Source organism: Actinospineispora spinosispora DSM 44797 (genome assembly GCF_000429025.1).
Lineage (GTDB): Bacteria > Actinomycetota > Actinomycetes > Mycobacteriales > Pseudonocardiaceae > Pseudonocardia > Pseudonocardia spinosispora.
The window spans coordinates 68,672-83,620 of sequence record NZ_AUBB01000035.1 but is presented as its reverse complement, the minus strand read 5'-3'; the positions used below and the strand labels follow the sequence as shown (position 1 = coordinate 83,620).

General features: G+C 68.6%; 15 protein-coding genes. All 15 read left to right on the top strand.

The window, feature by feature from the left end; genetic code table 11:
- The first annotated feature begins 1,048 nt into the window (after positions 1 to 1,048).
- The 15 genes from G406_RS0117455 (at position 1,049) to G406_RS47570 (ending at position 14,834) form a co-directional block, all read left to right on the top strand.
- Positions 1,049 to 1,768 carry a dienelactone hydrolase family protein gene (locus tag G406_RS0117455; protein ID WP_051342247.1) on the top strand — a complete coding sequence of 240 codons (720 nt, stop codon included), beginning with the start codon at positions 1,049 to 1,051 and terminating at the stop codon, positions 1,766 to 1,768.
- Positions 1,769 to 1,977: 209 nt separating this feature from the next.
- The gene (locus tag G406_RS47595) at positions 1,978 to 3,093 is read left to right on the top strand and encodes a LacI family DNA-binding transcriptional regulator (RefSeq protein WP_051342246.1); all 1,116 of its coding nucleotides are present in this window, start codon (positions 1,978 to 1,980) and stop codon (positions 3,091 to 3,093) included.
- 35 nt (positions 3,094 to 3,128) lie between these two features.
- Complete coding sequence (locus tag G406_RS0117445) at positions 3,129 to 3,878, top strand: phosphoglyceromutase (RefSeq protein WP_028934826.1); 750 nt, start codon at positions 3,129 to 3,131, stop codon at positions 3,876 to 3,878.
- A 460-nt stretch (positions 3,879 to 4,338) separates the two neighbouring features.
- The gene (locus tag G406_RS47590; RefSeq protein WP_084216143.1) at positions 4,339 to 5,544 is read left to right on the top strand and encodes a sensor histidine kinase; all 1,206 of its coding nucleotides are present in this window, start codon (positions 4,339 to 4,341) and stop codon (positions 5,542 to 5,544) included.
- Positions 5,541 to 6,230, top strand: coding sequence for a response regulator transcription factor (locus tag G406_RS0117435; RefSeq protein ID WP_028934825.1), 690 nt, complete (start codon positions 5,541 to 5,543; stop codon positions 6,228 to 6,230). Before G406_RS47590 ends, G406_RS0117435 begins: the two co-directional genes overlap by 4 nt.
- Positions 6,231 to 6,280: 50 nt before the next feature.
- Positions 6,281 to 7,291: a Ppx/GppA family phosphatase gene (locus tag G406_RS47585; protein WP_051342245.1), complete on the top strand. Its 1,011-nt coding sequence runs from the start codon at positions 6,281 to 6,283 to the stop codon at positions 7,289 to 7,291.
- On the top strand, positions 7,288 to 8,586 hold the full coding sequence (locus G406_RS54105) for a hypothetical protein (RefSeq protein ID WP_051342244.1): 1,299 nt from the start codon (positions 7,288 to 7,290) through the stop codon (positions 8,584 to 8,586). The genes G406_RS47585 and G406_RS54105 overlap by 4 nt, the downstream gene beginning before the upstream one ends.
- A 59-nt stretch (positions 8,587 to 8,645) precedes the next feature.
- Positions 8,646 to 9,488: a sugar phosphate isomerase/epimerase family protein gene (locus tag G406_RS47575; RefSeq protein WP_245607144.1), complete on the top strand. Its 843-nt coding sequence runs from the start codon at positions 8,646 to 8,648 to the stop codon at positions 9,486 to 9,488.
- A 75-nt stretch (positions 9,489 to 9,563) separates the two neighbouring features.
- Entirely contained in the window at positions 9,564 to 10,433 is an 870-nt protein-coding gene (locus G406_RS0117415) for a thioesterase family protein (RefSeq protein WP_051342243.1), read from the top strand.
- Positions 10,434 to 10,549: 116 nt separating this feature from the next.
- A complete protein-coding gene (gene proC / locus G406_RS0117410; RefSeq protein WP_028934823.1) occupies positions 10,550 to 11,356 on the top strand; it encodes a pyrroline-5-carboxylate reductase in 807 nt (268 codons plus the stop codon).
- Between the two features lie 160 nt (positions 11,357 to 11,516).
- Positions 11,517 to 11,729, top strand: coding sequence for a helix-turn-helix domain-containing protein (locus tag G406_RS0117405; RefSeq protein ID WP_028934822.1), 213 nt, complete (start codon positions 11,517 to 11,519; stop codon positions 11,727 to 11,729).
- Between the two features lie 163 nt (positions 11,730 to 11,892).
- The gene (locus G406_RS55750; RefSeq protein WP_010241351.1) at positions 11,893 to 11,994 is read left to right on the top strand and encodes a 30S ribosomal protein bS22; all 102 of its coding nucleotides are present in this window, start codon (positions 11,893 to 11,895) and stop codon (positions 11,992 to 11,994) included.
- 356 nt (positions 11,995 to 12,350) lie between these two features.
- On the top strand, positions 12,351 to 13,388 hold the full coding sequence (locus tag G406_RS0117395) for an NAD-dependent epimerase/dehydratase family protein (protein ID WP_028934821.1): 1,038 nt from the start codon (positions 12,351 to 12,353) through the stop codon (positions 13,386 to 13,388).
- 11 nt (positions 13,389 to 13,399) lie between these two features.
- Entirely contained in the window at positions 13,400 to 14,455 is a 1,056-nt protein-coding gene (locus G406_RS0117390; protein ID WP_064742954.1) for a lysophospholipid acyltransferase family protein, read from the top strand.
- A gap of 157 nt (positions 14,456 to 14,612) precedes the next feature.
- The gene (locus G406_RS47570; protein WP_211241180.1) at positions 14,613 to 14,834 is read left to right on the top strand and encodes a PIN domain-containing protein; all 222 of its coding nucleotides are present in this window, start codon (positions 14,613 to 14,615) and stop codon (positions 14,832 to 14,834) included.
- The last annotated feature ends 115 nt before the right edge of the window (positions 14,835 to 14,949 follow it).

Genomic DNA, 14,949 nt, shown 5'->3' with positions numbered 1-14,949 from the left:
TGACCCCGCCCGACCACGCCAAGTGCGGGCCAGGATCGCGGGGACGGGGCAGGTGTGCGTGCACCCCCTACGTGCTTGCGAACCGATCGCGCCTGCAGCCCGCTCCCGTGGCCTTGTTGATCACTGTGGCTGCACTTTGCACACCTTGATGTCGCGTCGCAGACGTTCCAACATCTGCGACGCAGCACGAAGGTTTGCAAAGTGTGCTGCGAAGTCTGCGAGCTCGGCGAAGTCGGCTAGGTCTCGCTCCCGCGAGTCTCCCCGCAGGGGGTTCAGTGCGAAGCACTGCACAGAACGCAACGGGCGAGGCAGAAGGTGATCAGACAAGCGCGCGTCCAACCGAGGAACGAGGCTCCGCGCGGGAACAGGCCAAAGATACGGACGAAGCGGCCCAGGTTCACGAGGGGGAGTCGTGTTCCCGGGCCGCTCCGTGTCACCAGCCGTCCGGTGTCCTCGCGTGGGGGACGCAAGTGGCCGGACAGCTCCGCGACCCACGGGGGACGGGCCGCGACATCTCTTCGTGGACTGCGGCGAAACCGCGTCCCTCGGAGAAAAGTAACCTTGGCAGTGGAACTGCTGGGAATCAAGTACCTCGCGATGCCCTATTCAGGTGTACTCGTTGGGAGTACGGCTCAGCGGCGCCGAACGGATGATGGGTGCATCCCTCGTTAGGCCTATCATCAGTGCTATTACAGCTGATGCGAGCCCTGGTGCTCATGAGAACGGTGTGATCTTGACGGCTGTCCGGGTCTGTCGGACAGCCCTCCAGCTGCTATAGCGTGCTTGCAGTTGCAAATACATGGCGAAGAAGAGTGTCATATATGCGGGGTAGATAGTAACGCGTTCTCGTTTGGGGGGTGCGGTGACTACAGCCTGTTTATTACGGGTCGTCACCTTCTGTCGGCCGGATCGTTATCTGGGCAAGGGCGACGCGATCGCCCACACGGACACAGTCCGCTCCCCAACGTGTGCCCCGGTCGCCTCCCGCGCCCGGGGCATACGCGTCTCCGCGGCAAGATCGTTTGAAAACGTGAGATGGGGTGCTGACATGGGTGTGGCCACCGGTACGGAGCGGATCACCGCACACGACGGGGGAGGGTTCACCGCGTTCCGCGCGCTTCCCGAGGCGGGCAGCGGACCGGGCGTGCTGCTGTTCCAGGAGATCTTCGGCGTCAACGACAACATGCGAGGGCTCGCCGTTCGGCTGGCCGAGGCCGGCTACGTCGTGCTCGTCCCGGACGTGTTCTGGCGGATCGAGCCGGGATTCGAGCGCAAGGACGAGTCGGGCCTCGCCGATGGGATGGCGATGGTCCAGCAGCTGGACTTCGAGCTGGTCGGCCACGACATGACCTCGACGCTGGCGCACCTGCTCGGCATGGATGCCTGCACGGGCAAGGTCGGCGCGGTCGGGTTCTGTCTCGGTGGCTCGCTCACCTATCTCTGTGTGGCGAGCGCCAGGGTGGACGGTCGGGGGGTCGATGCGGCCGTTCCGTACTACGGCTCCGGCATCCACGACATGATCGGTCTCGCCGGCTCGGTCACGGCACCGGTCATGTTCCACTACGGCGACCGCGATCCGTACATTCCGAGCGAGCAGGTCGAGGTCGTGGAGAAGTCCTTCGCCGGCAGGGCGAACGCCGTGGTGCATCGCTACGACGCCGGCCACGCGTTCTCCAACTGGGACGCGCCGTCCATGTATGACCGTCCGGCCGCTGAGCTGGCCTGGAGCCGCACTGTGGCGTTCTTCGGGGAGTACCTGAACTCCTGAGGATGCCGACGGGTGCGCCGTGTCTGCGTGCCCGGGTGTCCTCTTTCGCCGAGGCTGCGGCCGCGGTTCATCAAATCTGAGGTAGTCGAACGACGAGCTATGTTATAGCTTCGCCTCCTATGTCGATGGTTGCGCAAAGCTCACCCCGCCTCCGCCGACGGAACAGAGCCGCGAGAGGTCGGTCCACCGGCCGAGGGAGGTACCAGTCGATGGCGACCATGACCGAGGTTGCGGATGCGGCCGGGTGTTCGACGACGACCGTGTCCCACGTGCTCAACGGGACCCGCGCGGTCGCGCCGGACACCCGCAGGCGCGTCGAACGGGTGTTGCGTGAACTCGGCTACCGGCGGCGGGTCACCCGGCCGGGACACGCTCCGCGCAACCTGGCCGCCGTCGGTATGACGATCGCGGCGTCCAACTCCTACTCCATCGACCTGGTCGCGGGGGTCGAGCAGGAGCTGGCGCGGGCCGGCCGGGTGCTGGTGCTCGCCGACAGTCACGACGACCCGGAGACCGAACGGCGCGCGGTGGCCAGCCTGCTGTCGCACCGCATCGAGGCGATGGTGCTCGCACCCACCGCCGGGTGGACCGAGCGGACCAAGCCGCTGCTCGTCGAGCGGGGTGTGCCGTTCGTGCTGGTCGACCGGCTGGTGCAGGGCGGTGACGTCGACCAGATCGCGGTGGAGAACGAGCCCGGTTCGCGTGCGCTCGTCGAGCACCTGCTCAGCGTCGGGCACCGCCGGGTCGGCATGATCGCGGGCCTGCCCGGGCTGTCCACCACGATCGAACGCGAGCTCGGGTTCCGGCGGGCGCACGCCAAGCGCGGAGCCCCGGTCGACCCGTCGCTCATCGAGTGCGGCGAGTCGAGCGTCGACGGCGGCAGGCGCGCGATGATGCGCATGCTGGACCGCGTCGAGCCGCCCACGGCGATCTTCACCGGGAACAACGCGATGACCGTGGGAGCGCTCACCGCGCTGCGGCAGCGGCGGATCAGCGTGCCGGACGACATCGCCGTGGTCGCCTTCGACGACTTCGAATGGTCCCCGCTGGTCAACCCCGGCCTGACCGCGGCCGCGCAGCCCTGCCACGCACTGGGTGCGCGCGCGGTGCAGCTGCTGATGAGCAGGCTCGCCAACCCGAACCAGCCGAGGCGCACCGTGCGGGTACCGGTGTCGATCGAGCACCGGGAGAGCTGCGGCTGTGGCCGGTCGCGTGCCGACGCCGAGTCGCGCGCCGCCGGTCGGTGGCCGCACCAGGGTGCCGCCGCCAGGGTCGCGGGCTTCGCCACAACGCCCGAGCTGGCCCACGCCGCCTCCGTCGGCTGACGGACGACGGCGGGGCTTCTGGCAAGCTTGTCGCCATGAGCGCCCCGTACGAACTGGTCCTGTTGCGACACGGCGAGAGTGAATGGAACGCCAAGGGTCTGTTCACCGGCTGGGTGGACGTCCCGCTGTCCGCCCAGGGTGAAGGTGAGGCCCGACGCGGCGGCGAGCTGCTCGCCGAGGCCGGTGTGCTGCCCGACCTGGTGCACACGTCGTTGCTGCGCCGCGCGATCAGCACCGCGAACCTGGCGCTGGACGCGGCGGACCGGCACTGGGTCCCGGTGCGCCGCGACTGGCGGCTCAACGAGCGGCACTACGGCGCGCTGCAGGGCAAGAACAAGAAGCAGACCCGCGACGAGTTCGGCGAGGAGCAGTTCATGCTCTGGCGTCGGTCCTACGACACCCCGCCGCCGCCGATCGAGGCCGGGACGGAGTTCTCCCAGGACGCCGACCCCCGTTACGCCGACCTCGGTGCCGCGCTGCCGGCCACCGAGTGCCTGCTGGACGTCGTGAACCGCATGCTGCCCTACTGGGACGAGGCGATCGTGCCGGACCTGCGCACCGGGCGCACCGTGCTCGTCGCGGCGCACGGCAACTCGCTGCGCGCGCTGGTGAAGCACCTGGACGGGATCTCCGAGACCGACATCGCCGGGCTGAACATCCCCACCGGCATTCCGCTGCGCTACCAGCTGGACGCCGACCTGAAGCCCCTCAACCCCGGCGGCACCTACCTGGACCCGGCCGCGGCCGAACTGGCAGCGGCAGCAGTAGCAAACCAGGGCCGCTAACCCTCGTGAGTGATGAGGGCGTCTACCCCGCAGGGGCCGCGAAGCGGTAGCCGCTCTGGGCACTCACGACACGCTTTTTCGTCGTGAGGGCCCAGGGCGGCTATAGGCGCCCTCAGCACTCACGAGGGACCCCGGGGCAGCGCACTCTTGGCACGCGGTCGGGACCACGGCGCCCGTGCCCGGCTTAGCCCGTGCCCGGCTTCAAGGCATCTCGGCTTCGCCGTCGACTCGTGAGTGGCAAGGGCGCCTATAGGCGCCCGGATCACTCACGACGGAAAAGCTGTCGTGAGTGCTCCGAGCGCCTACGCTTCGCGCCGCTCCGCGGTAGACGCCCTTGCCACTCACGGGGGTGAACTGGGGGTTAACGGGGTTGGAATTGTGGCTCTGATGGGGGTCATGAGTGTCACGTGTGAGGGTCTGGGCTGGTCATCAGGGCACCCAACCTGCCTAGGATGCAGCCGTGAACGCCCTGGCGAGCGTGTTGCTGGCCGTCGTGACCCTCACCCTGGGATTCGTCGGTGGGGCGCTGTGGAGTCGGCGCCGTAAGGCCAGCGTCGGACGGCCGATCGGCCCGACGTTTGCCGACCTTCTCCATCGGCTGGTGCAGTCCTCCGGAACCGGTCTCGCGGTGATCAACCAGTACGGCGACGTCGTGCTGCACAACCCGCGCGCCTCCGAGCTGGAACTGGTCCAGCTGGCCAGAGCCGACGCGAGGGCCATCAAGGCGTGCGAGCAGGCGATCGAGACGGGTACCGCACTCGAGGTCGACCTGTCGCCGCTGGAACACCGGGGCAGGCAACCGGAGGCCGTCGTCGGTCACGTCAGGCCGCTGGGCGACGGGTTCGCGGTCGTGGAGGCCGAGGACACCTCCGAGCTGGTCCGGCTGGAAGCCACCCGGCGCGACTTCGTGGCGAACGTCAGCCACGAGCTGAAGACCCCTGTGGGTGCCGTCGGGCTGCTCGCCGAGGCGCTGCTGGACGCCGCCGACGAACCGGAGGAGGTCCGGCGGTTCGGCACGAAGATCCTCAAGGAGTCCACCCGGCTCGGCCACCTGGTGACCGAGCTGATCGCACTGTCCAGGCTGACCGGCGCCGAACGGTTGCCCGAGCTCGACGAGGTCGAGGTCGACGAGGTGGTCAGCGAAGCGCTCGGCCGGTCCCGCATGGTCTCCGAGGCGACCGGTATCGGCATCACCGTCGACGAGCCGAGCGGGCTGAAGGTCGACGGTGACCGCACTCTGCTGGTCACCGCGCTGTCGAACCTGGTGGACAACGCGATCGCCTACTCTCCGCCGGACACCCCGGTCTCGGTCAGCCGTCGCCGCAACGGTGACGTGGTCGAGATCGCGGTCACCGACCGGGGGATCGGCATCGCGCCGCAGCACCAGCAGCGGGTGTTCGAACGATTTTTCCGGGTCGATCCAGCTCGGTCACGTGCCACCGGCGGCACCGGGCTCGGGCTGGCGATCGTCAAACACGTGGCGGCCAACCACGGTGGTGAGGTACGGCTGTGGAGCCGGCCCGGCACCGGTTCGACCTTCACGCTGCGGATTCCGGCGCACGGCGCGCCCGAGCCGTCGGACCCGTCACCGGGTGACACCGCCGGATCGACCGCCGCACCGGGTGCGGCGGAACACAACGGCCGGATATCAGGAGGAGTGCTGTGACCAGGGTGCTGATCGTCGAGGACGAGGAGTCCTTCGCCGACCCGTTGGCGTTCCTGCTGCGCAAGGAAGGGTTCACCGCCGCTGTCGCGGGGACCGGGCAGGATGCGCTGGAAGAGTTCGACCGCAACGGTGCCGACATCGTGCTGCTCGACCTGATGCTGCCCGGTATGAGCGGGACCGACGTGTGCAAGGCGCTGCGTCAGCGCTCCGCCGTACCGGTGATCATGGTGACCGCCCGGGACAGTGAGATCGACAAGGTCGTCGGGCTGGAGCTGGGTGCCGACGACTACGTGACGAAGCCGTACTCGGCGCGCGAGCTGATCGCGCGGGTCCGCGCGGTGCTGCGCCGAGGTGGCGACGGCGGGCCGGACGCGGAGAACTCTCCGCAGGTGCTGGAGGCGGGCCCGGTCCGGATGGACGTGGAACGTCACGTCGTCACGGTGTCCGGCGGCGAGGTGCCGCTGCCGCTCAAGGAGTTCGACCTGTTGGAGTACCTCCTGCGCAACGTCGGCAGGGTGCTCACCCGGGGTCAGCTGATCGACCGGGTGTGGGGCGCGGACTACGTCGGTGACACCAAGACCCTCGATGTGCACGTCAAACGGCTTCGGTCCAAGATCGAGAACGATCCGTCGGCACCGAAGCACCTGGTCACCGTGCGCGGACTCGGGTACAAGTTCGAGACCTGAGATCTTCGACTCGTCGCGGTGCCCTCCGAGCCTAGGTAGGTTGGTCGATCGTGCGTCTCGGAGTGCTCGACGTCGGTTCCAACACCGTCCACCTACTGGTGGTCGACGCACATCGTGGTGGTCACCCGACGCCGATGACCTCGGAGAAGAGCGCGCTGCGGCTCGCCGAGAGCCTCGACGAGACCGGCAGGCTCACCACACCGGGCGCCGACGCACTGGTGCGCGCGGTGGCCGCCGCGCGGGCCAGCGCGACCGCAGCGGGCTGCCGCGACCTGCTCGCGTTCGCCACCTCGGCGCTGCGGGACGCGCCGAACTCGGCGGCGGTGCTGGCCAGGGTGTACGCCGAGACGGGCGTCGCGCTGGAGGTGCTGCCAGGGGAGGACGAGGCCCGCTACACGTTCCTCGCGGTGCGTCGCTGGTTCGGCTGGTCGGCCGGCCAGCTGCTGGTGCTCGACATCGGCGGCGGCTCGCTGGAGCTGGCGGGCGGGCTCGACGAGCTGCCCTCGGTCGCGGTGTCGGTCCCGCTCGGTGCGGGGCGGCTGACCCGCGAATGGTTCAGCACCGACCCACCGCCGCGCCGCGAGATCGACGCACTGCGTGCACATGTCGACGAGGTACTGGCTCCCGCGGCCGCCCGGCTGACGAAGCTGGGCACGCCGGACCGGGCCGTCGGCACGTCCAAGACGTTCCGCACGCTCGCCCGGCTCACCGGCGCCGCGCCGTCCAGCGCCGGGCCCCGCGCGCGACGGGTTCTCACCGACACCGGGCTGCATCAGCTGGCTGCGTTCATCAGCCGTATGTCGGGCGCTGACCTGGCAGAACTCGACGGTGTGAGCCCCAGCCGGGCGCACCAGCTGGTGGCCGGAGCGGTCGTCGCGGATGCCGCGATGCATGCGCTCGGAGTGAAGCAATTGGAGATCGGTCCCTGGGCGCTACGCGAAGGCGTTATCCTTCGACGTCTGGACTGGCTCGACGCAGCCAACCGGAACGGCCATATGTCGCAGGGCCTGCCGACGGCCTCTGGACTGGTTGCCGAGCAGGAGGCACGGTATACGGGATGACATCGGACCACAGCTCCGAATCTGAAGGACGTCAGCTGACGGTCGCCGAGCTGCTCGCGCAGCACGGCGGGGAAGGGCGCGGCTCTCGCAGGCGCCGCCGTGCTGAGGACGACGAGCCGCCGGACACGGCGGCGGGTTCGGCGAGCGCGGGTTCGTCGAAGTCCTCGAAATCCGACAAGCGGTCCGACGAGCTTCCGCGCAGGGTTCCGGGCGGTGGCGGGTTCCCCGCTCCCGAGCAGGACAGCCAGCTGCCGCCGCCCTCGGTGTCGACCGGCTCGACGCCGGTGGTGCCGAACTACTCCTCGCAGCCCTACGGCGACCAGTCCTACAGCGACCAGTCCTACGGTGACCAGTACGGCTACCGCGACCAGGGCACCGGCGGGTTCGAGTCGTTCGGCTCGGACGCCCCGAGCGGCTGGCCCGGCTCGGGCACCGGCAGCTTCGGCGCGACCGGCACCGGCGCCACGCCGTCGGTCAACGGGCACCCGGACTCGTTCTCCTTCGACGCCTACACCGGCACCGGTGGTTTTGAGGCGCAGCCCTACCAGGGCGACATCTACTCCACCGGCTCCGATGCGCTGACGCCGCGCAGGCCGGAGGAGTCGACCGACTTCATCCCGCGCTACGGCACCGCCTCGTCGCGGTCGGCTACCGACTCGACGCTGACCGGTCCGCTGCCCGCCGTCGAGGGCGGTCCGACGACGTCGAGCGGCGCGCGCAAGGCCGTGGCCGACACGGGGCCAGGCACCGAGTTCAGTGCTCCGGTCGATCTGTTCGCCGACGATGACGACGAGGACGAGGACGACAAGGTGTCGTCGGCGACCGTGGCGCTCGGCGCGGCGGGCAAGAAGGCCGGCACCAAGCCGGCCAAGGCGGACGTAGCCGACGATGACGACGAGGAGGAGGACGAGCAGCCTCGTTCTCGTCGGTCGCGTCGCGCGCCGAGGCGTAAGAGCCGGGTGGCCGAGGAGGACGTACCGGCCGGGCTGAGCGCTGAGGACGCGGATTCCGTCGAGGACGAGCCGCCGCCCACGAACATCAAGGTGTGGCTGTCACTCGCCGGGCAGCTCGTGCTCGGTGCGATCGGTGGCGCCGCACTGTGGATCGGCTTCAGCTACCTGTGGCAGCGCCTCCCGGTGGTCGCCCTGATCGCGGCGGTCGCGGCCACCGCCGGACTTGTGATGTTGGTCAGGGCCATCAGACGAAGCGACGATTTGCAAACCACAATGCTTGCGGTTCTGGTAGGTCTGGTAGTAACAATTTCTCCCGCCGTGTTGTTGCTTGCCGTCCGCTGAGGTAGTTGCCTGTGGCCCCGTTGACCGGTCCTGTCCCGTCGAGAGCCCCACTTGTCGCGTTGTCGACAGCTTCGGTGTACCCGGAATCGACCGAGGCGGGCTTCCAGCTGGCCGCCGAGCTCGGGTACGACGGGGTCGAGCTGATGGTGTGGAACGACCCCGTGTCGCAGAACCTGAACGCGGTGGAGCGCCTGGTCGCGCGCTACCGCGTGCCGGTGCTCGCGGTGCACGCACCGTGTCTGGCGGTGACCCAGCGGGTCTGGGGGACCGACCCGGTGGAGAAGCTGTGGCGGGCCGGTGAGGCGGCGAGTCGTCTCGGCGCGGTGACCGCGGTGGTCCATCCGCCGTTCCGGTGGCAGCGCAACTACGCGCTGGCCTTCGCCGACACGGTCGAGGCGGTCGCCCAGCGCTATGACGTGGCGCTCGCGGTGGAGAACATGTTCCCGGTGCGGCGCGCCGGCATGCGTGCTGTGCCGTACTCGCCGAGCGAGGACCCGACCGACGTCGGGCACCGCTTCTACACACTCGACCTGTCCCACACCTCGGCTGCCGGAGTGGACGCACTGGAGCTCATGGACCGCATGGGTCCCGGTCTCGAACACATCCACCTCACCGACGGCAGCGGCACGACGCGTGACGAACACCTGGTTCCCGGTCGGGGCAACCAGCCGTGTGCCGAGGTGCTGGAACGGTTGCTGCACACCGGGTTCACCGGGGTAGTGGTGCTGGAGATCAGCACGCGGCGCGCCCGCACCCGCCACGACAGGGCCGCGATGCTCGCCGAGTCGTTGCTGTTCGCGCAGCTGCACCTGCAGCCCCTGGACACGCCGCAACCCGCGCTGGTCCCGACCCAGGCCCGCTACCCGCACGCCGAGCCCGTCCCGGTCCCGCCCCGCGCCTGATCACTCGTGAGTGTTGAGTGTTGCCCTGGCAACACTCAACACTCACGATGTGCGGTGGGGTGATAGAGCTACTACATGACGCGTAGCTCTCTCTCGGTCGGTACCGAGAGCCCGCTGGGACCGACGCCGTTCTCCGCAGCGCTCGAACTCGACGAGGTCGGTTCGGGCTGCTACCGCGCGGAGCTGAACGCCGCCTGGGAGGTCGGTGGCGGCAAACAGCACGGTGGCCTGCTGTTGGCGCTGGTCACGAAGGCGGGCTTGGCCGGACTGGCCGCCCACACCGGCGCGGACGAGGTGAGCGAACCGCTCGCGGTCAGCGGCGAGTTCCTGCGTGCCCCGTCGACCGGCACGGTCGAGATGACCACCGAGGTGCTGAAGGTCGGACGCACCGCGTCGGTCGTCCGGTCGGTGCTGCAGCAGGATGGACGATCCATCCTCGCCGCCTCCGTGACCGCTGGCCGCCTGCCGGACGTGTCCGACGACGCGTCCGTGCTGTGGACCGACCTGCCGCCGCTCGGCGCCGAACCGCCGGTCGAGGCGATCGGAACGTCCGAGGCGAAGGGCCCGGTGCCGCCGTTGGCGAGCGCGTGCGAGGTGCGCATCGACCCGGCGACGTCGCAGTACCTGCGCAAAGAACGCGGCGAGCCGATCATCCGAGGCTGGGTGCGGCCGCGCGGCGAGCAGCCCGACCCGCTGTTCGCGATCCTGGCCGGCGACATCCTGCCGCCCGTGCTGTTCAACCTCGGCCTGCCGGGCTGGGCGCCGACGGTGCAGCTCACCGCGATCCTGCGGGCGCGCCCCGCGCCGGGGTGGCTGCGGCTGCAGTCCTCGACGATGACGATCGCCGGTGGCTGGCTGGACGAGGACATGGCGGTGATCGACTCGACCGGCCGGCTGGTGTGCCAGGCCCGGCAGCTGGCGTTGGCACCCCTCCCACGTGGGTGAACGGCCACCTATTTAGCGCACTCATTCCGCTGGGCGGACACACTCAGTTATTTGCGCAACGGTAGAGACGCCGCCCGACCGTAAACCTGTCGGGCACGGCATCTACTGTCCGGAAGATGACGAGCATTGCGGTGCTGGGCGCCGGAAAGATTGGTGAAGCGTTGCTGACCGGCCTGGTCAAGGCTGGTCAGGCGGGTGAGGAGCTCTTCTTCACCGAACGCCACGCGGACCGGGCGGCGGAGATTTCCGACCGACTGGGGATCCGCCGGGTCAGCGTGGCGGAGGCGGCGGAGAAGGCCGAGCTGCTCGTGGTCGCGGTGAAACCACAAGACATCGATCAGGTACTGGTCGAGCTGGCCGCCAGCATCCGGCCCGGTGTGTTGGTTCTCTCATTGTGTGCCGGGCTGCCGACGGAGCTTTTCGAGCGCAGGCTCGGTGATGTCGCGGTGGTGCGGGCGATGCCGAACACACCGATGGTGGTGGGTGAGGCGATGACTGCCATCTCACCAGGGCGTCTTGCCGGCGAGCGGGAGCTCGACGAAGCGGAGCGGGTACTCACCACAGTAGGGCGCGTCGTCCGGGTTCCCGAAGGTCAGCAGGATGCGGTGACCGCGTTGTCCGGTTCCGGTCCGGCGTACTTCTTCTTCCTGGTCGAGGCCATGATCGAGGCCGGAGTCGCGCTCGGGGTCACTCGGGCGCTCGCCACCGAGCTGATCGTGCAGACCTCGGTCGGCGCCGCTCGGATGTTGCGTGAGTCGGGTGAGCACCCGGTCGTGTTGCGCGAGGCGGTCACCTCTCCCGGCGGCACGACCGCGATGGCGCTGCGCGAGTTGGAACGTCATGGGACGCGAGTGGCGCTGTCCGAAGCGATCGAAGCTGCCTGGAATCGATCCAAAGAACTTGGGCGCAATAACGCTGTGTAGCCGTTATGCTGTAAGAGGTGCCCCATTCAGGGGGCAGTTCACTCGTAAGCGGCGATATAACGTAGACTTGGGTCACCCCGGTCTCTGTGACCTCAGTACAGAGATCACGGACTCGGCCAAGTGGCGCTTGTGGCGACGCAGTGTTAGCAAGGGAGCGGACATGGCGGCAGAGCAGTCGGGCGACTCGGATCTGGGTCGTGTCCAGTTCCTGACCGTCGCTGAGGTCGCATCGATGATGCGGGTGTCGAAGATGACGGTGTACCGGTTGGTGCACGCGGGAGAGCTGCCGGCTGCCCGGGTCGGCCGATCGTTCCGGGTTCCCCGTGACGCCGTCCAGGACTACCTGCGCAACGCCTACCACGACGCCGGGTGATCGATTGCAGTGTTGGGGTACGGGGTGAGCGCGCCTCATCCCATGGCGAGTAGACTCGCCGTTTAGTACTTGCCGTGGATTCGCCGCTGGTGAGTGGCGGTCGGAGTTCCGGGCAGTGCCCGAGGTCGGGCCGCATTCCGTCGGACCAGAAGGGTGTTGCCGAGTGGGCTCGGTCATCAAGAAGCGTCGTAAGCGTATGTCGAAGAAGAAGCACCGCAAGCTGCTCCGCAAGACACGCGTCCAGCGTCGCAAGCTCGGCAAGTAAAGTTGCACAGCCACACCTCGGCCACCTGGTTCGCGCCGGGCGGTCGGGGTGCTGGCGAGCGACACTCAGGGGTTTCAGCTGGGTAGCCAGACGCTAACGTCTGGTGATCCTGGTCTGATGCCCGCCTCCGGCGCCCAGGCGGCGCCCGGCGGCGTTGGCGGATCACCTGGATATGCCCGATATGCAGGCGATCCGCTGCCTTGCCAGCCACCGCCTGGACACCGGATCCGGGCAACAACCAGAATCACCAGACGTTAGGTGTGCGTGAATTCCACCTCCGTCTGGCCACTGCACCCGGTTCGGGTACTAGCATCGGGCGTCGCGGACACGTAGCTAGCGACGTTCAGGAGTACTTGGTGGCGCCTTCGGTTGTTCTGGTCACGGGCGTCAGCCGGTTCATCGGCGCACACCTCGCGGCCAGACTCGCCGCTGATCCGAGTATCGACCGGGTCATCGGCGTGGACACATTCCCACCGTCGCGCGAGCTGCTGCGGGGGATGGGCCGGGCCGAGTTCATCCGGGCCGACATCCGCAACCCGCTCATCGCCAAGGTGATCTCCTCCGCCGAGGTCGATACCGTTCTGCACACCTCGCTGTCGTCCAACCCCGGGGTGTCCGGTGGCCGGGTGGCGATGAAGGAAATGAACGTCATCGGCACGATGCAGCTGCTGGCGGCCTGTCAGCGGTCACCCAGGATCCGGCGGCTGGTGCTCAAGTCGACCACGGCCGTGTACGGCTCCAGCCCGCGCGACCCGGCGATCTTCACCGAGTCGATGACGCCCAAGGCGTTGCCCGCCGGTGGTTACGCCAAGGACGCCGCCGAGATCGAGGGCTACGTGCGTGGCTTCGCTCGCCGCCGTCCCGATGTGTCCGTCGCGGTGCTGCGGTTCGCCAATTTTGTGGGGCCACGCATCGACACGGCGATGACCCGGTACTTCACGTTGCCGGTCGTGCCGACCGTGCTGGGCTACGACGCCCGCATGCAGCTGCTGCACTCGGAAGACGCACTGGCCGTGCTCGAGCAGGCGGCACGCGAGGACCTTCCGGGGACGTTCAACGTCGGAGCCTCCGGGGTGCTGATGCTCTCCCAGGCGATCCGACGCGCTGGTCGGGTGCAGGTCTCCCTGCCCGACAGTGTGGTGGGGCCGGTCGCCAGGCTCTTCCGCAGCACGCGGCTGCTCGACTTCACGTCCGAGCAGATGCGGTTCTTGAACTTCGGCCGCGTGGTCGACACCGACAAGCTGCGGAACACCTTCGGGTTCACTCCGCGCTGGACCACCACGCAGGCCTTCGACGATTTCGTGCAGGGCCGTCAGCTCCGCCCGGTGATCTCATCCGCGCAGTTGAGCGCGATGGAGAAGCGTGTGCTGGCCACAGCCCGAGCCATTCGATGAGGGAGCAAGCGGTGCCCGAGGCACGAGTCATCCCATTGCACGGCGAGCAGGGTCGCAACGGGGCGCATCGCGCCGCGCAGGCGGCCGTGGCGACCGCGCAGCGGAAGAGCCAGGCCGGGAACGACCGTCAGGATCTGTCGCCGGTTCGTGTCGTACGGCGTCCGGTGGCCCAGGATCCGGTGCAGCCGGAGCCGTCGGCCGCCGAGCTGGCCTCGCAGGCCATGCCCGCGTGGGAGGAACGGCTCGCCGACCTGCTGGCGTTCCTGCGTCGGCGGGCCTCGGGCGACTATCAGATCGACGAGTTCGGTTTCGACCGTGAGTTCGCCGACCATCTGGTGATGCCGACGCTGCGTCCGCTGTACGAGCGCTGGTTCCGGGTGGAGACGCTCGGGATGTCCAACGTGCCGGCCGAGGGTGGCGCGCTGCTGGTGGCGAACCACTCCGGTGTGTTGCCGATCGACGCGATGATGACGACCGTGGCGTTGCGCGATCACCACCCGGCTGGGCGGCACCTGCGGATGCTGGGTGCGGATCTGTTGTTCCGTACCCCGATGCTCGGTTCGATCGCGCGCAAGGCCGGTCATACGCTGGCCTGCAACCCGGACGCCGAGCGGCTGCTGAACTCCGACGAGCTGGTCGGGGTGTGGCCGGAGGGTTACAAGGGTGTCGGCAAGCCGTTCAAGGACCGCTACAAGCTGCAGCGGTTCGGCAGGGGCGGTTTCGTGTCGGCCGCGATGCGGACCGGGGTACCGATCATCCCGTGCTCGATCGTCGGTGCGGAGGAGATCTTCCCGATGGTCGCCGATCTCAAGCCCTTGGCCCGGCTGTTCGGGCTGCCGTACTTCCCGATCACGCCGACGTTTCCGCTGCTCGGGCCGCTGGGCATGGTTCCGTTGCCGTCGAAGTGGTACATCGAGTTCGGTGAGCCGATCCGCACCGACCGCTATGACCCGGCCGATGCGGAGGACCCGATGCTGGTCTTCAACATCACCGACCAGGTCCGCGAGACCATCCAGCAGACCCTCTACAGCCTGCTGAGCCAGCGCAGGAACGCTTTCACCGGCTGAGGTGGCCCATGCCCGACGTGCTGATCCGAGGCGCCCTGTGACGACGGAGGACCTGCCGCGGTTCGCGGAGAGGTTCGCCGACCTGGCCGATCCGGATGTCATGGGCCGTGTGTGGGGACGAGACTGACGATTGACGCCCACGATCGAGGATCGCGCCGTGAGCGTGCCGACCTCGTCGGCCGATCGAGGCCGGCATCGCGGCCCGTCGACACCGGATCTGGTCATCGCCGCGGCGGCTGAGTGTGCCGGGCTTGTCTATGTGGACAAGGACTTCGACGTCATCGCTCAGCTCACCGGTCAGCCCGTGGAGCGCCTGGTCCTCTCCCATGGCAACGGCCCGGACGGCAACATACCGCCCCGCCAGCTTCGGCGGCGATAGCCGAGCCGTCGCTGGTTCCGGGTGGAGACGCGTGGTATGTCCAATGCTCCGGCTGGCCGAGCAGCGCCCCGAGTGCATCGGGGTTGACTCGAAGCTCGCGATCAACCGGTGCCGC